This window comes from Tessaracoccus flavescens (assembly GCF_001998865.1).
GTDB classification, from domain to species: domain Bacteria; phylum Actinomycetota; class Actinomycetes; order Propionibacteriales; family Propionibacteriaceae; genus Arachnia; species Arachnia flavescens.
Genome location: NZ_CP019607.1, coordinates 3,517,285 through 3,537,356, shown reverse-complemented (window position 1 = coordinate 3,537,356; position 20,072 = coordinate 3,517,285). Strand labels below are relative to the sequence as shown.

23 protein-coding genes are annotated in these 20,072 nt (G+C 66.7%); 9 read left to right on the top strand and 14 right to left on the bottom strand.

The window, feature by feature from the left end:
• Positions 1 to 65: 65 nt before the first annotated feature.
• The 3 genes from BW733_RS17105 (at position 66) to BW733_RS17095 (ending at position 2,451) form a co-directional block, all read left to right on the top strand.
• On the top strand, positions 66 to 728 hold the full coding sequence (locus BW733_RS17105; protein WP_077352454.1) for a hypothetical protein: 663 nt from the start codon (positions 66 to 68) through the stop codon (positions 726 to 728).
• A 30-nt stretch (positions 729 to 758) separates the two neighbouring features.
• Positions 759 to 1,688 carry a hypothetical protein gene (locus BW733_RS17100; RefSeq protein WP_152024792.1) on the top strand — a complete coding sequence of 310 codons (930 nt, stop codon included), beginning with the start codon at positions 759 to 761 and terminating at the stop codon, positions 1,686 to 1,688.
• An 88-nt stretch (positions 1,689 to 1,776) separates the two neighbouring features.
• Positions 1,777 to 2,451 carry a flagellar basal body-associated FliL family protein gene (locus BW733_RS17095; RefSeq protein ID WP_077352449.1) on the top strand — a complete coding sequence of 225 codons (675 nt, stop codon included), beginning with the start codon at positions 1,777 to 1,779 and terminating at the stop codon, positions 2,449 to 2,451.
• A gap of 2 nt (positions 2,452 to 2,453) precedes the next feature.
• On the opposite strand, the gene BW733_RS17090 is transcribed toward BW733_RS17095, so the two are convergent.
• A complete protein-coding gene (locus tag BW733_RS17090; protein WP_152024791.1) occupies positions 2,454 to 3,272 on the bottom strand; it encodes a hypothetical protein in 819 nt (272 codons plus the stop codon).
• A gap of 645 nt (positions 3,273 to 3,917) precedes the next feature.
• Here BW733_RS17090 and BW733_RS17085 point away from each other — a divergent pair.
• Positions 3,918 to 4,592, top strand: coding sequence for a hypothetical protein (locus BW733_RS17085; RefSeq protein ID WP_077352445.1), 675 nt, complete (start codon positions 3,918 to 3,920; stop codon positions 4,590 to 4,592).
• A gap of 2 nt (positions 4,593 to 4,594) precedes the next feature.
• Here the strand turns inward: BW733_RS17085 and BW733_RS17080 are convergent, their stop codons facing one another.
• Positions 4,595 to 5,413, bottom strand: coding sequence for a hypothetical protein (locus tag BW733_RS17080; RefSeq protein WP_152024789.1), 819 nt, complete (start codon positions 5,411 to 5,413; stop codon positions 4,595 to 4,597).
• A 657-nt stretch (positions 5,414 to 6,070) separates the two neighbouring features.
• On the opposite strand from BW733_RS17080, the gene BW733_RS17070 reads away from it, so the two are divergent.
• Positions 6,071 to 6,394 carry a hypothetical protein gene (locus tag BW733_RS17070; protein WP_077352439.1) on the top strand — a complete coding sequence of 108 codons (324 nt, stop codon included), beginning with the start codon at positions 6,071 to 6,073 and terminating at the stop codon, positions 6,392 to 6,394.
• 39 nt (positions 6,395 to 6,433) lie between these two features.
• Here the strand turns inward: BW733_RS17070 and BW733_RS17065 are convergent, their stop codons facing one another.
• The 10 genes from BW733_RS17065 to BW733_RS17025 all read right to left on the bottom strand — a co-directional run bounded on the left by BW733_RS17065 (position 6,434) and on the right by BW733_RS17025 (position 15,560).
• Complete coding sequence (locus BW733_RS17065; RefSeq protein ID WP_152024788.1) at positions 6,434 to 6,886, bottom strand: hypothetical protein; 453 nt, start codon at positions 6,884 to 6,886, stop codon at positions 6,434 to 6,436.
• A gap of 112 nt (positions 6,887 to 6,998) precedes the next feature.
• Positions 6,999 to 7,916 (bottom strand): sugar phosphate isomerase family, encoded by a 918-nt coding sequence (locus BW733_RS17060; protein ID WP_077352435.1) that lies wholly within the window; start codon positions 7,914 to 7,916, stop codon positions 6,999 to 7,001.
• Between the two features lie 115 nt (positions 7,917 to 8,031).
• Positions 8,032 to 9,081, bottom strand: a complete 1,050-nt coding sequence (locus BW733_RS18690) for an ROK family protein (protein ID WP_161490279.1) — start codon at positions 9,079 to 9,081, stop codon at positions 8,032 to 8,034.
• Between the two features lie 168 nt (positions 9,082 to 9,249).
• Positions 9,250 to 10,284, bottom strand: coding sequence for a Gfo/Idh/MocA family protein (locus tag BW733_RS17050; RefSeq protein WP_161490278.1), 1,035 nt, complete (start codon positions 10,282 to 10,284; stop codon positions 9,250 to 9,252).
• Positions 10,281 to 11,162, bottom strand: coding sequence for a sugar phosphate isomerase/epimerase family protein (locus BW733_RS17045; RefSeq protein WP_077352431.1), 882 nt, complete (start codon positions 11,160 to 11,162; stop codon positions 10,281 to 10,283). The genes BW733_RS17050 and BW733_RS17045 overlap by 4 nt, the downstream gene beginning before the upstream one ends.
• A complete protein-coding gene (locus BW733_RS17040; protein ID WP_077352429.1) occupies positions 11,159 to 12,136 on the bottom strand; it encodes an ABC transporter permease in 978 nt (325 codons plus the stop codon). The genes BW733_RS17045 and BW733_RS17040 overlap by 4 nt, the downstream gene beginning before the upstream one ends.
• Positions 12,133 to 13,632, bottom strand: a complete 1,500-nt coding sequence (locus BW733_RS17035) for a sugar ABC transporter ATP-binding protein (RefSeq protein WP_077352427.1) — start codon at positions 13,630 to 13,632, stop codon at positions 12,133 to 12,135. Before BW733_RS17035 ends, BW733_RS17040 begins: the two co-directional genes overlap by 4 nt.
• Positions 13,633 to 13,645: 13 nt before the next feature.
• On the bottom strand, positions 13,646 to 14,557 hold the full coding sequence (locus BW733_RS17030) for a sugar ABC transporter substrate-binding protein (RefSeq protein ID WP_152024787.1): 912 nt from the start codon (positions 14,555 to 14,557) through the stop codon (positions 13,646 to 13,648).
• Positions 14,554 to 14,712: a hypothetical protein gene (locus BW733_RS18400; RefSeq protein ID WP_161490277.1), complete on the bottom strand. Its 159-nt coding sequence runs from the start codon at positions 14,710 to 14,712 to the stop codon at positions 14,554 to 14,556. Before BW733_RS18400 ends, BW733_RS17030 begins: the two co-directional genes overlap by 4 nt.
• A gap of 32 nt (positions 14,713 to 14,744) precedes the next feature.
• Positions 14,745 to 15,560 carry a sugar phosphate isomerase/epimerase family protein gene (locus tag BW733_RS17025; protein WP_077352425.1) on the bottom strand — a complete coding sequence of 272 codons (816 nt, stop codon included), beginning with the start codon at positions 15,558 to 15,560 and terminating at the stop codon, positions 14,745 to 14,747.
• 150 nt (positions 15,561 to 15,710) lie between these two features.
• On the opposite strand from BW733_RS17025, the gene BW733_RS17020 reads away from it, so the two are divergent.
• The 4 genes from BW733_RS17020 (at position 15,711) to BW733_RS17005 (ending at position 18,394) form a co-directional block, all read left to right on the top strand.
• Positions 15,711 to 16,415 carry a PIG-L deacetylase family protein gene (locus BW733_RS17020; RefSeq protein WP_161490276.1) on the top strand — a complete coding sequence of 235 codons (705 nt, stop codon included), beginning with the start codon at positions 15,711 to 15,713 and terminating at the stop codon, positions 16,413 to 16,415.
• Positions 16,416 to 16,460: 45 nt separating this feature from the next.
• A complete protein-coding gene (locus BW733_RS17015; protein WP_077352420.1) occupies positions 16,461 to 17,378 on the top strand; it encodes an EamA family transporter in 918 nt (305 codons plus the stop codon).
• 219 nt (positions 17,379 to 17,597) lie between these two features.
• The gene (gene ybaK, locus BW733_RS17010; RefSeq protein ID WP_077352418.1) at positions 17,598 to 18,086 is read left to right on the top strand and encodes a Cys-tRNA(Pro) deacylase; all 489 of its coding nucleotides are present in this window, start codon (positions 17,598 to 17,600) and stop codon (positions 18,084 to 18,086) included.
• Between the two features lie 23 nt (positions 18,087 to 18,109).
• Positions 18,110 to 18,394 carry a GNAT family N-acetyltransferase gene (locus BW733_RS17005; RefSeq protein WP_077352416.1) on the top strand — a complete coding sequence of 95 codons (285 nt, stop codon included), beginning with the start codon at positions 18,110 to 18,112 and terminating at the stop codon, positions 18,392 to 18,394.
• A gap of 3 nt (positions 18,395 to 18,397) precedes the next feature.
• On the opposite strand, the gene BW733_RS17000 is transcribed toward BW733_RS17005, so the two are convergent.
• Both BW733_RS17000 and BW733_RS16995 read right to left on the bottom strand, forming a co-directional pair.
• Positions 18,398 to 19,231, bottom strand: a complete 834-nt coding sequence (locus BW733_RS17000) for an SDR family oxidoreductase (protein WP_077352414.1) — start codon at positions 19,229 to 19,231, stop codon at positions 18,398 to 18,400.
• On the bottom strand, positions 19,228 to 20,007 hold the full coding sequence (locus tag BW733_RS16995) for an enoyl-CoA hydratase/isomerase family protein (RefSeq protein WP_077352412.1): 780 nt from the start codon (positions 20,005 to 20,007) through the stop codon (positions 19,228 to 19,230). The genes BW733_RS17000 and BW733_RS16995 overlap by 4 nt, the downstream gene beginning before the upstream one ends.
• Positions 20,008 to 20,072 lie beyond the last annotated feature (65 nt).

The window sequence follows — 20,072 nt, the reverse complement described above, 5'->3', positions numbered from 1 at the left end:
CGCTGTTGGGAAACCGTGACGGGTGTCTGCTCTAGGCTGGGTCCATCCAGACGTGAAGGACATCCATGCCGAATCAGCAGTGGCAGGGCCACCAGCAAGGCCCTCCGCAGCAGGGGGCGTCCGGGTGGCAGGCCAACCCGCAGCGGGGGTGGCAGGGCCCACCCCCTCAGCAGCCCTACGGTGCACCGTCGCGCAAGTCGAACCGTCTGCCGCTGATCGTCGCCGCAGTGCTGGTCGCGGTCGCACTGATCGGTGTGGGCGCCTGGTTCCTGACCAGACCCGCGGCCACACCACCGACGGTTGATCCTTCGACCCCGAGCGCCAGCCAGCCCCTCGAGCCGAGGCCCACCCCGACGGTCGCGAAGCGCGACCTCACGTTCGACGACCTACCACAGGAGGTCAACGGCTGGCGCGCCAAGCCTGCGGGTACGGGAGCGTATTACATCACGGAGGGACGAGAAGCCCCCCATGGTGGCGACGCCCTGATCACCGTGACTGGGGTGAACACCGGCCTCACGGCGGAGGCTGCCGCATCTGGGATGGCTGGCCTGGTGGAGTCCTCGGATGGTCATGTCGTGTGTGTCCCTGAGGACACGGTCGGCGACACGTCCTGCTTCATCGATACCTCGACATTCACCATCATCATCGCCAGCGCCACCCCGGCGGACGGCATCTCGCTGGAAGAGGTCCAGGCGATCGCTGACGCGATCGCAGCGAAGTATCCCTGAGTTCAGGAGCCGGGCCAGGGATCGGGGATCATGCTGCGCGACGCATCCACCAAGAGGCACCGTGTTGCGACTAGCGATCAGGGCCCCGGCGAACCTGGCGTGGGGCACACTGGCCGGGTGAAACGACTGGCCTGTCTGACTTCGCTGCTGGGTGCTTTCGTCGGCTGCGCGGCTGGTCCGGATGTCGATGCCATGATCGCGGCCGGGGTGCGGGAGGCTGGCACGTCATCGGCGGATGCGTTCGTGGTGGAGCGCTGGGCAAGCAAGCGTGAGTGGACCCTGGCCTGGTACACCGGGCATGGTGCTGAGCGGGTCGAGGTGAGGGACCTGCGCACGGGGCCGGTGGCGCTCCTGGAGGAGGACAGCGATCCGGGCTCATCTGCGGAGCGTCCGTCGTTGGACGTGGAGTCGCTTGATGTGGCGGCGATGGTCGAACGGGTCGAGTCGTTTGACTCCGACACGGCCGCGGTGATGGTGCAGCTGTCGCTGAGCGGAAAGCTGATCGAGGAGTACCGGTGCGAGGACATGGTGGAGGCCCGACTCGAGGGCGAGCCGCTGGCCGACAAGCGGCGCTGGCATGAGCCCGACGAACTGGAACGGATCTGGTCCCAATCGCGGGCCATGACCGGCACGATTGAGGTGCTCGGGTTCAACGTGGCACCCAATGCCCTCGGTGGACTGTTCTCCCTGGACATGAGGTCGAGCGCGTGCCCGAGCGGGTTCGGCTCGGTGCTGTGGGCCGCTCCCGACATGAAGGACAACCACTACACGACGGGCGTCGTGCTGCCTCAGGTGGCCCAGGACTGGTGCAGGGACGATGGTGAGGGGCTCCGGGGGAGTGTGACCCTGGACGACGTGTGGGCATGTCTGGACTCCCGTGCTCAGGAGTTGGGTGTGGAGAGCTGTGAGATTCAGCGGTTGAGCGTGACTGCCGAGACCTGCGAGGGTGAGCGCTATTGAACTTCCGGCCACTGTGTTGACCGCTGTCAGGGGCGTTGGCTGAGACATGTCCTAGTCTGGGCGGCAGCCGACGACGTGAAGGACACCTATGTCGAATCAGCAGTGGCACGGCCCCCAGCACGGCCCTCCAGGCCCACCACGCCAGGGGACGCCCGGGTGGCAGGGCAACCCGCAGCAGGGGTGGCAGGGCCCACCGCCCCAGCAGCCCTACGATGCACCGCCGCGCAAGCCGAACCGGCTACCCCTGATCATCGCAGCCGTCCTGGTCGCGGTCGCTCTGATCGGTGTGGGTGTCTGGTTCCTGATCAGACCTGGCGACCCGCCCCCGACAGCTGATCCCTCGACACCTGGCACGAGCCAGGCCGCCGACCCGACACCGACCCCGACGGTCGAGAAGCGCCGGGTCACGTTCGAAGACCTTCCCCCTGAGGTCAACGGCTGGCGCGTGAAGCCTGCGGGGACGAGCGGCTACTACATCACCGACGGACGACAAGACCCCAACGGTGCCGACGCCCAGATCAACGTGACTGGTGCAGACGACGACTCCTACTCCCTGGAGCTAGCCGTGGAGGGTGCTGACGATCCAGTCGAGTCCTCCGGCGGCCGGGTGATCTGCGTCCCCGAGGACTATATGGGCGACATTGCGTGTTTCGTCGACACCTCGACCTTCACTCTCATCGACGTGACCGCAGCCCAACAAGACGGCATCACATTGGAGGAAGTCCAGACCGTCGCGGATGCGATCGCGGCGAAGTACCCCTGAGTTCAAGAGCCTGGCCAGGGATCGGGGATCATTGAGCGCGACGCGTCAACCAGACCCTGGACTTCATCGAGCTTGGCTTGGGTCGTCTCCCCGCCGAGTTCAGCGTCCAACCGGAGGGTCAGCCCCGTCAGGGCGGTGGTCGCCGCATGTGTGCAGGCGAACGAGCCTGGAACTCCCGGGTTCACCTTGGTGATCTGGCGCTGTTGTCGACCGATGGCTCGACTGATGTTACTCATGATCGCTTCGTTCAGGTTCGCCACCTCGCGGATGCTGCTGGGCATCCGGAGACTGCCTGCGACCAGTTGCGTGACTGCGGTGATCTGGCCAGTGGCTGCGCCGCCGTAGCCGCTGGAGGCCATGCCCTCCCAGCCTGGGATGCTCTGCAACTTGGCTGTCAGCTGGGCCACTTCTCGCAGCGCTGCCTGCTGCGCCTCCCAGACCTGCTCCTTGGTGCGCAGATCGGCCACAGCCGGGCCGGCGACCGCCTCAGCCTCAACCAGGCGGGCCCGCTGCTCATCGAGCAGTTCGAGGTTCTTGTCCTGCAGGACCTTCCCGGCGAACTGTGCGGCGGCAATTGCGACGCGCAGCGCAGGTGAGATGGTGGTCAGCACCTTCGTCGCGTTGTCGAGATGTTGGCTGTCCTTCTCGTGGGCCGCGATCACAGCGGCCCGGAGCGTGTCGTGGCTCGAGACGGCCTGGAACTGCGGGGCCGCGCCGCCGCCACCGCCCTGTGCCGCCGCCTTGGCTGCGGTCTCCATGGCCTTGTGGATCTTCGCCACGATCTGCTTGGCCAAGTCCACCGCCGCGCTGATGGGGTCCACCGTGACCACCTCACCTTCCGCTCGCTACCTGTCAGCAACGCCACCGCACCATCGAGCCGGCAAATGCCCGCTGACAGCCTGCGATGCGCCTGCCAGGCAAGCTATCGCCCGGAAGGGTCAATGTCTGCCCGTCGGGTCCCAGACATGGCCAAAGGTCGAGGTCGGCGAGCCTCGGTCAGCGGTTCGCCGGCGCCACGGCGGCAGCCGTGGGGACCAGGCCAATCGAACTGATTGCGGCGATGAGCAGTTGGCCTGCCGCTAGCAGCGATCGACGTGTCGAGGGTGCGCGGGAGTCACACTGACCAGGAGCCGTCGGGCCAGATCACCTGGAGGAGCTGTGCTCCGGCGATCAGCTTGCGGCATTCGGGGCAAGGCTCGCAGGTCACGTACAGGGTGGGGGACTTGTGCAAGGACGATGGTGAGTGGTCCAGGGGAGTGGGTCCCCGGAGGATGTGTGGGCATGTCTTGGCTCCCGTGCTGAGGAGTTGGGTGTGGAGAGCTGTGAGATTCAGCGGTTGAGCGTGACTGCCGAGACCTGCGAGGGTGAGCGCTATTGAACTTCCGGCCACTGTGTTGATCGCTGTCAGGGGCGTTGGCTGAGACATGTCCTAGTCTGGGCGGCAGCCGACGACGTGAAGGACACCTATGTCGAATCAGCAGTGGCACGGCCCCCAGCACGGCCCTCCAGGCCCACCACGCCAGGGGACGCCCGGGTGGCAGAGCAACCCGCAGCAGGGGTGGCAGGGCCCACCGCCCCAGCAGCCCTACGATGCACCGCCGCGCAAGCCGAACCGGCTACCCCTGATCATCGCAGCCGTCCTGGTCGCGGTCGCTCTGATCGGTGTGGGTGCCTGGTTCCTGACCAGACCTGGCGACCAGCCCCCGACAGCTGATCCCTCGACACCTGCTACGAGCAAGGCCGCCGATCCGACACCCACCCCGACGGTCGAGAAGCGTCCGATCATGCTGGAGGACCTTCCCCCGGAGGTCAACGGCTGGCACGTCCAGCCCGGCGCGTCAACGGGCGGCTACTACATCACCGAAGGACGAGAAGATCCCAACGGCGGCGACGCGCAGATCCACGTGGTCGGTTCCGACGTGGACCTGACCCCCGAGGAAGCAGCCGATGGAGCTGCCGAACCTGTTGCCTCCTCCGGCGGCCGGGTGATCTGCGTGAGCAAGGATATCGGCGGCAGGATCGCGTGCTTCGTTGAGACCTCGACGTTCACACTCATCGACGTGAACGTTGGCCCACAAGACGGAATTACGCTCAAAGAGGTCCAGGCCATCGCAGACGCGATCGCAGCACAGTACCCCTAAGCTCAGGAACCCGGCCAGGGATTAGGGATCATTGAGCGCGACGCGTCAACCAGACCCTGGACTTCATCGAGCTTGGCTTGGGTCGTCTCCCCGCCGAGTTCAGCGTCCATCTTCAGGGTCAGCCCCGTCAGGGCGGCGGTCGCCACATGAGTACAGCTGAACGAGCCCGGCACCCCTGTGGGTGCCTTGCTGATCTGGTGCGTCCGGTGGCCGATCACCGTGCTGATGGCCGTCATGATCGCTTCGTTCAGGTTCGCCACCTCGCGGATGCTGCTGGGCATCCGGAGACTGCCTGCGACCAGTTGCGTGACTGCGGTGATCTGGCCAGTGGCTGCGCCGCCGTAGCCGCTGGAGGCCATGCCCTCCCAGCCTGGGATGCTCTGCAACTTGGCTGTCAGCTGGGCCACTTCTCGCAGCGCTGCCTGCTGCGCCTCCCAGACCTGCTCCTTGGTGCGCAGATCGGCCACAGCCGGGCCGGCGACCGCCTCAGCCTCAACCAGGCGGGCCCGCTGCTCATCGAGCAGTTCGAGGTTCTTGTCCTGCAGGACCTTCCCGGCGAACTGTGCGGCGGCAATTGCGACGCGCAGCGCAGGTGAGATGGTGGTCAGCACCTTCGTCGCGTTGTCGAGATGTTGGCTGTCCTTCTCGTGGGCCGCGATCACAGCGGCCCGGAGCGTGTCGTGGCTCGAGACGGCCTGGAACTGCGGGGCCGCGCCGCCGCCACCGCCCTGTGCCGCCGCCTTGGCTGCGGTCTCCATGGCCTTGTGGATCTTCGCCACGATCTGCTTGGCCAAGTCCACCGCCGCGCTGATGGGGTCCACCGTGACCACCTCACCTTCCGCTCGCTACCTGTCAGCAACGCCACCGCACCATCGAGCCGGCAAATGCCCGCTGACAGCCTGCGATGCGCCTGCCAGGCAAGCTATCGCCCGGAAGGGTCAATGTCTGCCCGTCGGGTCCCAGACATGGCCAAAGGTAGAGTCGGCGAGCCTCGCCGGGCGGCTTCATGACCCGCAAATGCTCCGCGTGGGCCCGTTGCGGGAAGACCCGCAAGGGGTCAGGGGACCAGTACTCCGCCGGCGGGGAGCAGGTCTTCTCGACCGTCCACTGTCAGGTTCTCATCGCGGCGGCGTCGCCGACCGGCGGTCGGGTCGTGATCGCCGAGGGCCCACGTCGTGGTCCGGTCGCCCACTCCAGTCAGTTCGACGCCGATCAGGGCGTTGGGCCTGAACTCCCAGCCTGACCTCGGCAGCTCGGCGACCCGGGATGTCTGTCCGGAACCCGGAACTCGTGGCCACTCCGCCCGTCCACCGGAGGGCGCCCCGGAAGATGAGCCTGCTGCGACGTCGCAGGGTGCACCGTCCTACGGTAGCTGGGCGCCTCCGACCTGGAGCTTCGCTCCTGCTCTGCGGTCGAATACCAGCGTCGGCACTTTCGTTGTCATCGGACTCCTGGCATTCCAGTGTCTGCTGCTACTGGTGATCATCTTCTTCGCCGTGCCGCTGTGGGGATTCCTCGGTGTGGGGAGCCTGGAGGCCTACGACGAGGAGGTGACCAGCCAAGGTCGGACCCTCGACTCCGCGACCCGCGAGCTGACACGTCAGCAGGACAGTGAGTATCCGAACCTCAGGGTGGACGCCGACAGCGGCTGGCTGACGGGCAGCCTTGACGGCGCAGGTGAGATGTGGCAACTGGAACTCGACGCCGCGGGTGGCGGCAAGGACTGGGTCGTCACCTGTGACGTCACCGGACGAGACGACGACCCGAAGCTCGACTTCGGCCCCGAGATCGAGGAACTCTGAGCGGTCTCGTCTACGCGGCGGGCGTAGGTCCCAGCGCTGTTACAGGCCGAGCACGCTCTCCGAGACCATCCGCCCGTTGAGGTAATACCAGGAGCGTCCGCTCTTCATCTCGACGGCGGGTCCGTCTGTGCGGTGCAGGCGGCCGTCGACGTACCACCGCTGCATGCCGTTGGGGAGCACCATTGCCGGTCCGTCCAGCCTGTGCAGACGACCGTTCTGGTGCCACTCCTGTCTGCCGTTCGGCCAGGTGCGGGCGGGTCCGTCGATCCGGTGCAGCATGGTCCCGCGCCGGTACTCGACGACCCCCTCATCGGTGGTGACCTGCTGCGACTCAGGTGGAGCTGCGGCGCAGGTCTCGCGCGCATGCAGCTCGATACTGCATGCGTCGCTGACGTGGCCCGACTCCGGCCGGGCGATCTGGATTGCGCCGACAAGAAGGGCTGCGAGGCTGAGACCGCCGACGGTGGCGGCGAGCGCCGGTGGCATTCGCATGCTCCGAATGAGTGCGCTTCACGACAGAATCGAGCCTTGCCGCCCAGGAAAGACACCAACCCGGTCCAACCTGGACAAGGACGGTGAGCGGTTTACGTCCCGACCGGCGCGTTCACGACATCGTGAGCTGCACATCGTCAGCCACCCCGCCGAGGATGGTGTAGTCGCATCGCGTCTCCTGCAGGAGCGAACCCAGCACGAACTCGTTGACGGGGCCGTGCGCCACGAGGCGGGCGATGAACCGCTGCCACGACACGCCTCCGCCCAGGTCGCCGTCGAGCCAGAAGGACCTGTGTCGGGCTCCGAGGATGTCCCTGGGGCCGACCGTCGCGGCCTTTGGCGGGACCCAGGACCAGTCGGCGCCGAAGGTGTGCAGGGCGTTTTGCATGATCGTCATGGGGTGCAGTTCGACGATGCGCCCCGGGGCATCGCGGTAGGCGTCGAGATCGCCGTCGAACTCGGCGCCGAGGTGTGGTTCCCAGAACGCGATGTGGCCGCTCCAGCCGATACCCCCGTAACAGACGTCCGCGCCGCCGGCGTCCTCGATCATCGCCGAGTAGCTTGCGATGTTGGCGCTGTCGGGGAAGTTGATGTTCTCCTCCGCCGGCCGCAGGCGTTCGTCGATGAGCCCGAAGAAGTTCTTCCACATGGCCGCGCGGAAGGATCCCTCCCACGACTCCGGGGCGGTCCTTCCCTCCTCGTCGGCGTACTCATCCATGTTGAACGTCGTCACGTGCTCGAGGCTGAGCCCTTCCTCATTGATCATCGCGGCCGCGATGTCGTACTGGGGCACCGGCCCCACGGGGAGGATGGCCGTGAACCGTCTCCCCGCGTCGCGCGCCTCCCTGATCCGACCGACCAGGTCCTCCGCGAAGGCCCGGTACAGCGCGCCACGATCGTCCTCGACGCGGATCCGGAAGTCGGGGTTTGCATGTTCCGTGATCTGCGACCTCGGGATCTCGCGGGCTGCGCGGCAGGCATCCGCGTCCCGGAACGGGAGAAATGACGAAAGCGAGTAATCAAAGCTCATGGAAATCCCTCGTGAGAGCGCCGTGCCGGCGGGTGGATGCCTGCTCCCTTGCAGGTGTCACAAGCCTAGTCTGTTTCCTTGGATTGGAAGCAAATTTCCAAGAATTGGATATTGCTCAGCCGAGTACGTCCGCGTTCACGGATCCGACGGAGAAGAGATGGTCGATGATGGTCCAGGCCGCCCCGAGGCACGATGCGTTCTCAGCGGTGATCGTCGTGTCGATGGCCAGCTCGCTGATGCTCAGCGGCAGAGCTCGTGCATAGAGCGCGGCCCTCAGGTTCTGTGTCAGCGGTTCGATCAGTGACAGGCGTCCGCCGAGGACGACCGTCTCGGGGTTGAGGAAGTCCACGAGCACGGCGACCGAGGCGCCGATGGCCGTGCCTGCCGCCCGACAGAGCTCGAGGGCATCCGGATCGGCGCCCGCCACGAGCTCGACGAGGCCTGCGGTCGTCGCCACGGTGTGCCCCCGTTCGCGCAGGTGCTCGATGATCGCTGTGCCGCCGAGACATGCTTCGAGGCAGTCGTCGCGGCCGCAGAGGCAGGTTCGCGTGAAACTGGTCACGACCGGCATGTGGCCGATCTCTCCCGCACCGCCGGTGTGGCCTCGGTGGACCTCGCCGTTCGTGACGATGCCGCACCCGAACGCGGCTCCGAGCTTCAGGTACAGGAGGCTGCGACTCGACGAGCGCGCCGTGCGATGCTCGCCGAGGGCCATCAGCGTGCCGTCGTTGTCGATGATGACGGGAACGCCGTACCAGCTCTCGAGGAGCGGGGCCATAGCCACCTGATTCCAGGAATGCAGCAGCGTCGGGCCGACCAGCTTGCCGGTGCGCGAGTCGACGGGGGCCGGAATCGAGAGCCCGATGCCCTTCAGGGGCGGCCGACTTCCGGGAAGGGCCTTGAGGGAGTCCTCGAAACGCTCATGCAGCCAGTCGAGGGTGGCGTCGATGTCGTCCGAGGCCGCCACCTCGTACTCCTCGACGGTCAGGACCCGGCCCTCCATGTCGACGATGCAGACGCGGGTGTGGCGAGATCCGAGGTGCGCGGCGATCACGATGCCCCACTCGGCGTTCACCGTCAGGGCCCGCGGGCGACGCCCGGCCTTCGCGGTGCCCGTCTCACTCAGGTATCCGCGCTCGAGGAGGTGGTCGATCCTCGATGCCACCGTCGTGGGTGACATGCCGGTCTGGCGGGCGAGCTCGGAGCGGGAGATCGCCGGGTTCTCGCGGACGAGTTGGAAGATCTCACCCGGTGTCCAAGCGAGCGAACGGGTCAGATTCGCGGTGCCGCCATCATCGGTGAACAGGGGAGGCTCGATTCTTCCGTCGGATGTCTAGCGATCGGCTCCGGCTGCCTCGGCATCCGTCACCAGGCTGTCAATCTCGATCCGCCCGCCGCCGCGGAGCGAATCACGCGCGGCGAGTGCGACCTCGAGCGCGCGCACAGCCGCCCCAATACTACTCTCGGACGCCTGCGTGCCCGACTCGGCACAGCTGAGGAAGTAGGCCGCCTGGCGTGCGTACGGATCGTCTCCAGTGACGTCGACGGAGTACCCACCGTCAGCGCCCGCGAGCCGGTATCCGTCCAACCCCGGGTAGGCGCCCTCGCCCTGGTCCGTGGGGGACGCCGCCGACAGCTCGTAGTCGGCGATCCCGGCCTCGCCGATGAGGCTGATCCCCGCAATGAAGGGGGCGCCTGGAGGAAGGTCGGCGTGGCTGAGCACCTGGCCGATCCCGCCATCGGCGTACTCGATGGTCGTCTCGAACGGCCCGTAGGAGGTCACGGCGGTCGAGGTGACGGCGACCGGCCGGCCAAGATAGAGGTTCATCTGGTCGAAGTCATGGACCGCCAGGTCGACGATCGCGCCACCCGACTGGGACTCGTCGTGCCACCACTTCGCCCAGTCGGGACGGTTGATCAGCCGCCGGGCCCGAGCAGAAAGGATCCTGCCCAGACGTCCGGAGGCCACGTCCGAGCGCAGGACGCGATGCCCTTCGAAGAACCGGACGACCTGCGCCACCATGAGGACGCCCGGTGCGGCGTCGGCCGCCTCCTTGATGGCGAGCGCGTCCTCGAGCGACAGCGCGATCGGCTTCTCGAGCAGGACGTTCTTTCCTGCCTCGAGGAGCGGGACCGCGATCTCGCGGTGCGTCGTGGTGGGTGTGCACACCGACACCACCGACACCGAAGGATCGTCGAGGATGACGCCGAGATCGGTGACCAGCTCGGCATCCGGGGCCGCCTGGAACGGGGGAGCAGGGCGAGGGGTGTACACGTAACGGATGTCCGCGCCCCTGCCCGCAGCGGTGTAGGCGGCCGCGTGGGTCTGCCCCATGTAGCCCTGTCCGATGATCGCGATGCCTGTCATGTGAGTCTCTCCTGAGTCCTGGTCGCCGACGACCATCCGAAGATGCGGTCCATGGCCGCTGAGGTGTTGTAGATGAGCTGGTCGGAGTGGAAACGGTAGGGCGGCATCATCTCTGCGCTGATGTACCCGTCGTAGCCGATCTCGCTGAGGGCCCGGTTGACGGCCGGGAAGTCGACGTCGCCGGAGAGGAGGTCGACGAAGCTATCGAAGCCCCCGGGGGATCGCCGGTAGTCCTTCACGTGGACGGCACGGATCCTGTTACCGAGGATGCGGATCCACTGTTCCGGATAGCCGGTCAGGAGCGCATTGCCGATGTCGAAGTAGGCCCCGACGTGCGGGTGCCCGATCTCGTCCAGGAAGGAGCGCATCTCCAGCGGGGAGAGCAGGAACTTGTTCCATACGTTGTCGACGCCGATCTGCACACCGGCGTCGGCCGCGTGATCCGCGAGGGAGGCGATGGACTCCAGGGCACGGCCGTAGGCCGCGTCATAAGCGACCACCTCCGACGGCGAGACGAAATCGACACCCACGTAACCGGGGACGACAAGGACCGTCTGTGCTCCGAGGGCATTGGCCACATCGATCTGCCTGCGGATGATCTCCATCGCACGGCCGCGCGTCCGCGCGTCATCGCTGACCAGGTTGTTCTCCCACACGAGCCACGAGGCGAGCGAGGGAAGCCCGATGCCCGCGTCCCGGGCCAGGTCGCGGATTCGTGTGAGCTCCCGCCCGGTGCTGGTCAGTGAGACCGCGCCCTCCTCTGCGAGGCAGAACTCGAGGCCTTCGTAGCCTGCCTGGGCTGCGAGCCGGACCGCCTCGTCCGCCGAGGTCCCCTCGCGGAATGACCAGTAGTTGATCCCCTTGCGCGGCCCGTTCATGTGCGCCTCATCTTCCCGAGATTGCTGAGCACGACGGCGACCACGATGATGGCGCCGGTGATGGCCGTCTGCAGGTAGGAGTTCACCGAGAGCACGGTCATGGCATTGGAGATCACACCCATCAGGATCACGCCGATGAAGGCCCCTCCGACGGACCCTCGGCCTCCCTCGAAGGTGACGCCGCCGATCACCGCCGCCGTGAGCGCGGACAGTTCGTAGCCCGTCCCGACCGTCGCCACGATGGAATCGAGACGCGAGACGAGCACGATCGAGGCCACACCCGCAAGCAACCCGCCGATGGTGTAGACGAGGGTCTTGTACCTGGTCACCCGGATTCCGGAGAGATAGGCGTTCTCCTCGTTGCCGCCGATCGCCACGACACGTCGCCCGAACCGTGTGTGGTTCAGGAGGACGTACATGAGGATGACGACGACGAAGAGGAAGATCAGGGTCGCGGGGAAGATGCCTGCGATGCGGGTACGTCCGATGAGGTCGAACGCCCCGTTGAAGCCCATGAACTGGCCGCCGGAGATGACGAGGGCCAGCCCGAAGTACACGCCCGACATGCCGAGTGTGATGATCAGTGGCATGGTGCGGGTGAGGCTGATGATCAGCCCGTTGACGAGCCCGCACAGCGTCGCAACGCCCACCCCGATCAGCACGGCGAGCCACACCGGTGCGCCTGCCTCGATCACGGTCGAGATGATCACGCCCGCCAGCGCCATGATCATGCCGATGGACAGATCGATGCCTCCTGAGATCAGCGCGAGGGCCATCGCCATGGTGAGGATGCCGAGCACGGAGACCTGCTGGAAGATCGACACGATGTTGGTGATCTTCATGAACTTCGGGTTCACGATCGTGATCACGATGGCGATGAGGGCGAGCACCCCGATCAGTTTGAGGTTCTGAGACCGAAGCAGGCTGCGCGCCCTGTCGCTGACAGGCTGCGTCGGTGTCGTTGTCGTGGTCATCGTCCCTCCAGGGCGTGGGTGATGATGGCCTCCTCGGAGACCTCATCCTTGTTGAGTACCGCCGCGACGGCTCCGCCGCGGATCACCAGAACGCGGTCACTCATGGAGACGAGTTCGGGCATGTCAGAACTCACCATGATGATCGACTTACCCTGCTGGCACAGGTCGGTCATTGCGCCGTAGAACTCGGCCTTCGCGTTGACGTCGATACCCCGTGTCGGTTCGTCGAAGATGAACACCGACGAGTCGACGAGGAGCCATTTGGCGAGGACCACCTTCTGCTGGTTCCCGCCGCTGAGGAAGCGCACCTCCTGATGGAGGCTCGCCATCTTCGTGCGCAACTTCTCGAGGAGCGGTCGCACCCGTGACGCCGTCGCACCGATCCGCATGAACCACCCGGATGTCACCTTCTCGAGGCCGACCGCCGTCGAGTTCTCGAGCACACTCAATCCGAGTGCCAGCCCGAGCCGCTGCCGGTCTTCCGTGATGTGGGCGATGCCCGCGCCGATGGCGTCCCTCGGAGAGCGGACTCTGATCGTCTCCCCGTGCATGCGGATGGTGCCGCTCGCCGGTCGGTCCGCGCCTGCGATGGCCCTCACGATCTCCGTGCGTCCCGAGCCGACCATGCCCGCCACGCCCAGGATCTCTCCGCGGCGCACGTCGAGGCTCACGGGAGGGGAGTCCGGCGTGACGCACAGTGCGTCCACCTCCAGCACCACCTCTCCGACGGGGTGCGCGGCCTTCTTGTAGAACATGTCGACCGGACGGCCGACCATGTCGCGGGTGACGTCGCCAAGATCCACGTCCCGATCGGCGTTGTCCCTCACGCTGATCACCGTGCCGTCGCGCAGGACGACGATGCGGTCTGCGATGCGCTGCACCTCCCCGAGGAAGTGCGAGATGTAGATGACGCTGATGCCTGCCTCGGCGATCCGCCGCACCATCCGCAGAACCCGCTCGGCATCTTCTACGTTGAACATCGAGGTCGGTTCGTCCATGATCAGCACCCGTGGCTTGAGCACGAGCGCCTTGAGGATCTTCACGAACTGCTGCTCGGACACGGACAAGCGCTCGACGAGTTCCCTCGGGTCGAGCTCGATGCCGAGGAAACGCGACTCCTCGACGAGCCTGCGCTGTATCTGCTTGTAGTCGACGAACATGCCCGCTCTGACCGGCTCGCGACCGACGAACATGTTCTCCAGCACACTCATGGTCGGTACCAGGAGGTTCTCCTGATGGATGATGTTGATCCCGGCCGACTGCGCGTGCACAGGGTCGAGTCCGCGGTGTTCCTCGCCCTCGACGATGATGCTCCCCGCGTCAGGCTGGTAGCCCCCGGAGAGGATCTTCATGAGGGTCGACTTTCCGGCCCCGTTCTCGCCGCAGACGCTCAGGACCTCGCCGGGGTACACGTCGAAGGTGACGTCGCGTAGGGCGTGGACGCCGTCGAAGTGTTTGCTGATCCCGCGGATCGCCAGTCGGGGCTGATCGCTCATCTCTGATTCCGTCCTACAGGAAAGGGGCGCGCGCGAGGCGCGCCCCTCGTGTTCGGCTATTCGATCCCGCCGATGAACTCGACCGCGGCGTCGCTCGCTCCCAGCTGACGGCGTCGGCGATGTTGCTCTTGTCCACGGCGATCAGCGGAAGCGGGGTGAACTTCTCCGGGGTCTGGCCCTTCACGACGCTCTGATAGAGATTCTTGAACGTGGTCAGGCCCTGGAGTGAGACGGGCGCGGAGATCGTGGCGGTGATGTCGCCGTCCTCGATCATCTTGAGCCCGTCGGGGCCTCCGCCCGTTGCGACGATCGGGATGTCGGACTTGCCCGCCTCGTCAAGAGCGTTCTTGACGCCCTTGCCCATCTGCTCGTTGTTGGCGAAGACGACGTCGAAATCGGTTCCTGCGTTGATCGCGTCCGCGGTGACGTTCATGGCGAGTTCGGTCTCCCAGTCGCCGTGCACCGTGTCGACGATCGTGATCTTGTCTCCGAGCTTCTCCATCGCGCGGTCGATCCCCTTCTGATACGTCTCGTACACGCCGCCGCCCTTGGCGCCTGCGACGTAGAGGACCTTCGCGTCCGGGTAGGTCTCGGCGATGTAGTCCATCGCGGTCTCGCCGATCAGGTCGTACTCGGCGGCGATCACCGAGATGTACTGGTCCTCCGCCAGATCGGGCACGGTGTTTTCGAAGGTGACGGGGATGCCCGCGTCCTTCGCCATCTTGCCGAGCGTCGCCGCCTGCTCGGGTGAGATGGGAAAGATCGAGATGCCGTCGACGTCCTTTGCGATGAGTTCCTGCATCAGCGAGACCGACTTCTCGAGGCTGTTCTCGGCGTCAAGGTTGATCACCTCGACGGGTGTGTCGACCTTGGTGGCGGCGAACTCGAAGGCGTCGGCGCTGTACTTGTTCCAGACGTCCTTCATGTGTAGGCAATGTTCCCGAACACGTAGGTGTCGCCGTTCTTCGGGCCGTCGGCGCCCTCCTGAGGGGCGGTGTCGGGTTCGGTCGTGCAGGCCGCGAGGGCGAGGGCCAGCGCGGTGCCGGCGACCACGCCACGAAGTAGTTTCCTGAGTCGCATGTCTGTTCCTTCGGGTGAAGATTCGGTGATGTTCAGTGCCGCGCCAACAGCTGGCGGGCGTTCTCGGCGGAGAGAGCCAGGGCCGAGTGCACGGCCTCCACGCTCTCCGGGCCAGCGGGGGTGAACTCGATCTCGATGCTCAGCGGCGCCTCGCATCCGGTGTCGGCAAGGGCCGCGAAGGTGGCGTCGAAGTCGATGTCACCGGTACCGACGGCGGGGAAGTTCCACTCCGTCTGCTCGCCTGCCTTGTCCTTGAGGTGCAGGGACGCGACGTGGCCCGCGTTCTCGCGCAGGTCCTCGTAGGGACCCACTCCGCCGTAGAAGATCACGTTGGCGGTGTCGTAGGTCATGGCGATCGCCGGGTGGTCGACCTTGTCGAGCAGCTGGGCCACGAGCGCTCCGCTGCCGTAGTTGTTGCCGTGGGTCTCGATGGTGAGCGTCAGGCCGCGATCGTGCGCCGCTTCCGCCAGCTCCCGGAGAATGCCGACGAGTTCCGCGTCGTCCTCGATCACGGTGGCGTCATCGTGGGTCTCGCCAGTGCTGGTGACGACGTACCGGACGCCCAGGCGTGCGGCGAGGTCGAGATTGCGGACGAAGTCCGCGCGTCCCTCGTCGGTGAGGATGTTGGTGTGGCCGCACATGCCGATGGCGACGACTCCGTGCTCGGCCAAGAGCGACGTCAACTCGTCGATCTCGGCATCGGACATCTCGTGGCGCGCGTGTTCGGTGTAGCCACGCACGGCGGCGATCTCGATGTTCCCGATGCCGGCGGCCCTTGCGCCCGCGACGGCTTCTTCGAGCGAGTAGCCGTGGTAGGTGTTGCTGTTGAGGCAGAGGGGGTTCTTCATGTGATGACTCCTTCGGGCCGCACCCTTGCTGGCCTGGCAGGAACACTACACAGCTATTTCAGGTTGGTGGAGTGGTATTTCCAACATTTGGATAATACTGTTCCAGGAAGGTGGCTGAGGAACGGCCGCCACGACTTGAAGGGGGCCACCATGAAGGTTCTGGCCATCGGTGCACATCCGGACGACCTCGAGATCCTGTGCGGGGGAACTCTGGCCCGCTATGCGCGGGAAGGGGCGGAGGTGACCATGTGCTCCGTGGCCAACGGCAACCGCGGCTCGTTCATGCACAGCCGGGAGGAGATCGCAGCGATCAGGGCCCGCGAGGCGGCGGCGTCGGCCGAGCTGCTCGGCGCGCGGTACGTCACGCTCGGCGTGGGGGACACCGAGCTCAACGCGGCCGATGAGACCCAGCGCCTCGCCGTCACCGAACTGATCCGCAGCGTGGACCCGGACGTGGTGATCACGCACTACAACCAGGACTACATGCCCGACCACAACGAGGTCTCCAACCTGGTGGAGGCCGCGATCTTCTTTGCAACGGTGCCCTTGTACGAGACGGACTCGGCGCCCACCGCGGCCGTCGCTCCCCTGTACTTCATGGACACCCTCGGAGGCGTGGGATTCGTCCCGACGGAGTACGTCGACATCTCCGACGTGCACCAGACGAAGCTCGATGCGCTCGGGTGCCACGAGAGTCAGGTCGGATGGCTTTTGGAGCACGACGGTACCGACACCCTCGGCAACACGCGGATCTCGGATCTGTACCGGGGCAACCAGTGCGGGGTGAAGGCTGCAGAGGGGTTCAGGCAGAGTCTGCGGTACCTGCGACTGCGGACGTCGCGGCTGCTGCCCTGAACACCGAGGCTCCCGCCGTCCGCGCGTTGGTAGCTTTGGCACGTGATGAACAGCCGATCGGTCGGTGATCGAGCCCCCGGCGGCATCCGCATCAACCCCGTGGTGCTCGTGCTGATCGCGATCGCATCGGTGCAGTTCGGGGCCGCACTGGCCAAGGGCATCTTCGAGCAGGCCTCGCCCCTGACGCTCGCCTTCCTGAGGGTGCTCATCGCGACCGCCATCTTCCTGCTCATCGCCAGGCCGCGGATGACCGGGCGTTCCGCGCGCGACTGGCTCGTCGTCACCGCCTACGGCCTCTGCCTCACCGGCATGAACGCGGCGATCTACTTCAGCTTCGCGCGGATCCCCATCGGGGTCGCCGTGACGCTCGAGTTCATCGGGCCACTCGCCCTGGCCGTCATCGGCTCGAGGCGGCTCGTCGACCTGATCTGGGTCGCGCTGGCGGCGACCGGAGTCGTCCTGCTCGGCGCCCTGCCGAGCGACATCGACCTCGTGGGCGCGCTTCTCGCACTGCTCGCCGGCGCCATGTGGGCCTCCTACATCGCCCTGGCTGGGCCGGTCGGCCGCCGGTGGGACGGAATGTCCGGGCTGACGATGGGCAGCCTGATCGGATGCCTCGCGTTGGCCGGGCCCGCGCTCGTCCTTTCCGACGGCGCCTTCGGCCAGCCGAAGGTGTGGGCGGTCATGGCGCTGGTCGCGCTGCTCAGCACCGTCATTCCCTACGGCCTCGAGTTGCAGGCGAGACGCACGATCAAGGCCCCGACGTTCGGGATCCTGATGAGCCTCGAGCCGGCTGCGGCGGCCATCTTCGCCTGGATCGTGCTCGGCGAACTCCTCGGCGCGGTCGAGTGGTCAGCCATGGCCTGTGTCATCATCGCCTCGGTCGGGGCGATCCTGACTGCCCATCGGCGACGCCCCCTTGGCCAGCCGGCAGTTGAGACGGATCCTCGCCCGCCCGCATGACAGGGGTTCCGAGGGAGAGCCGGGAACCCTGTCATGGGCCTCTGGGCATGCGTGCGGAGAGGCCAGACATCCCTGGTTTCCCCTGGTGGGCCCTCGTCATCGGTGCCGGCATCCTCGCCTATGTCCTGCCGATCATGCTCACCGGTTTCGGCGCGTCACGTCGCCAACGGGCGACGGCGCGACACCATGGGGCTGTCACCGATGAGGGAGGAGGCGGAGATGGCTTCGCGCAAGGCGGGCACGCCAGCCCTGCAGGCCCTGCTGCGGGCGGGGGTGGCGCACAACGTCCACGAGTACGAGCATGATCCGCGGGTCGCGAGCTTCGGGTTGGAGGCCGCCAACGCCCTCGGGTATCCAGCGGAGCGGGTGTTCAAGACCCTCATCGCCGCAGACGAGAGGTACCTGGCCGTCGGGATCGTGCCCGTGGACGTCAACCTCGACCTGAAGGCCCTCGCCACCGCCCTCGGGAGGAAGAAGCTGACGATGGCCGCCCCGACGCTCGCGGAGCGAACCACGGGCATGATCGTCGGAGGGATCAGCCCCATCGGACAGAAGCGGCCCCTTCCGACGGTGGTCGATTCCTCTGCGCTGGACCACGAGACGATCCTCGTCTCGGGCGGAAGGCGCGGCCTCGACGTCGAGCTTGCGCCCTCGGCGCTGATCGAGCTGACCGGGGCGGCCACCGCACCGATCGCCGCCCGCCGGTGACCCTGCGCCACTAGCATCGGGGCATGGCAGACGACATCACCACCGCACACAACGCATCTGAGAGCCGCTACGAGATCCACGTCGGCGACGAGTTGGCGGGGGTCATCGACTACCGCGACCGTGACGGGGTGCTCGATATGTACCACACCGGCGTGGAAAAGCAGTTCGGTGGGCGGGGCCTCGGCACGCGGCTCGTCGAGTTCGCGCTCACCGATGCCAGGGACTCGGGCCACACGGTGATCCCCACGTGCCCGTTCATCGCGAGCTTCATCGATGAACATCCGGACTTCGCCGATGTGAGGGCCTGAGCTTCAGTCGAGGAAGATGTCGGGAAACAGCGCCTCGTCAGGGGTGCCGGGAACGGCCGCGTAACCCGACAGGTCCGTCACACCTGCAGCCTCCAGCACATCCTCGACGATGAGCGTCTGGCCGGTCAGTTGACGCGACGGCGTGGTCAGCACCGCATAGGCGGCGTCCGCGTAGATCTGCGGTGTCCTCGACACGGCCATGATCCGGTCCCCGCCGAGCAGGTTCTGGACGGCGGCGGTCGCGATGGTCGTGCGCGGCCACAGCGTGTTCGCCGCGATCCCGGCCTCGCCGAACTCGGCGGCCAGGCCGAGCGTCGTCATCGTCATGCCGTACTTGGCCAGCGTGTAGCCGGTGTGCGCGCCCAGCCATTTCGGAGAGAGGTTCAGCGGCGGTGAGAGCGACAGGATGTGCGGATTTGTCGACTCCTGCAGGGCGGGGACGGCCGCGCGGGAGAGCATGAAGGTGCCCCGCACGTTGACGTCCTGCATCAGGTCGTACTTCTTCGCTGCGAGGCCGAGCGAGCCCGCCAGGTCGATCACGCTCGCGTTGTTGAGCACCACGTCGATGCCTCCGAAGGCCTCGAGCGTCTGAGCTACCGCGGCGGCGATGTCGTCGTCGTTGCGGACATCCCCGACGATGGGAAGCGCGTTGCCTCCCGCCTCCCGGATGCGTTCCGCGGCGGTGTGCACCGTTCCCTCCATCCTGGGGTGCGGCGTGTCGGTCTTGGCCAGCAGGGCGATGTTGGCGCCGTCAGCGGCCGCGCGCAGCGCGATCGCGAGCCCGATGCCCCTGCTGCCGCCCGACATCAGGATCGTGCGTCCCTCGAGCCCGCTCATGCCCGTGCCGCCTTTGCCGCGAACGCCGCGATGCGGGCCTGGGCCTCACCGGTGGTGAGCGCCGCGCCGATCGTGCGTGCCTCCTCAGCCAGCTGCTCCTCGAAGGTTCGGGTGGGCTGCGACCGGATGAGGCGCTTGGCCTGTCCGTAGGCCGAGGACGCGCCGTCGGCCACCACCCGTGCGACGGCCTCTGCGCGAGAGCCGACGTCGGCCGGGTCCACGACCTCGGCGACCAGCCCCCAGGCGTATGCCTCGACTGCGGAGAGGAGGCGGGGGCTGAGGACGAGCTGCAGCGCCCGCCTCTCTCCGACGGCACGGGCGAGCTGTGCCGTGACGGAGAGGTCAGGGGTGAGTCCCATGTCGGCGTAGAGGCTCCCGATGCGGGAGTCGGATCCGACGACGGCGTAATCGGAGGCGAGCAGGATCCCGAGCCCCCCACCGGCGGTCGTGCCGTGGGCCGCGGCGATGACCGGGACGGAGGAGCCGACGAGCACCGAGATGCCCTCGTTGATGACCCCGGCGAGCCGCTCGACTCCGCCCTCGACGGCGTCCCCGCCTGCGGCCATCGCCCGCACATCGCCCCCTGCGCAGAAGGCACGCCCCTCGGCCCGGATCACGATGACGCGGACCGCGGGGTCGTTGACCGCCGCTCGCGTCGCGACGGTCCACTCCCGGGCCATGGTCGCATCGAAGGCGTTGAGCCGGTCCGGGCGGTTGAGGATGATGCGGGCCACTGCGTCGGAGGTCTCGAGGCGGACGGTCGGATCGTCGGTCATGCGTTCTCCCTTGAACTGATGGTGCGACCCACCCTAGTGGCCCCGGCGAGCTGCCAGGGGAGACG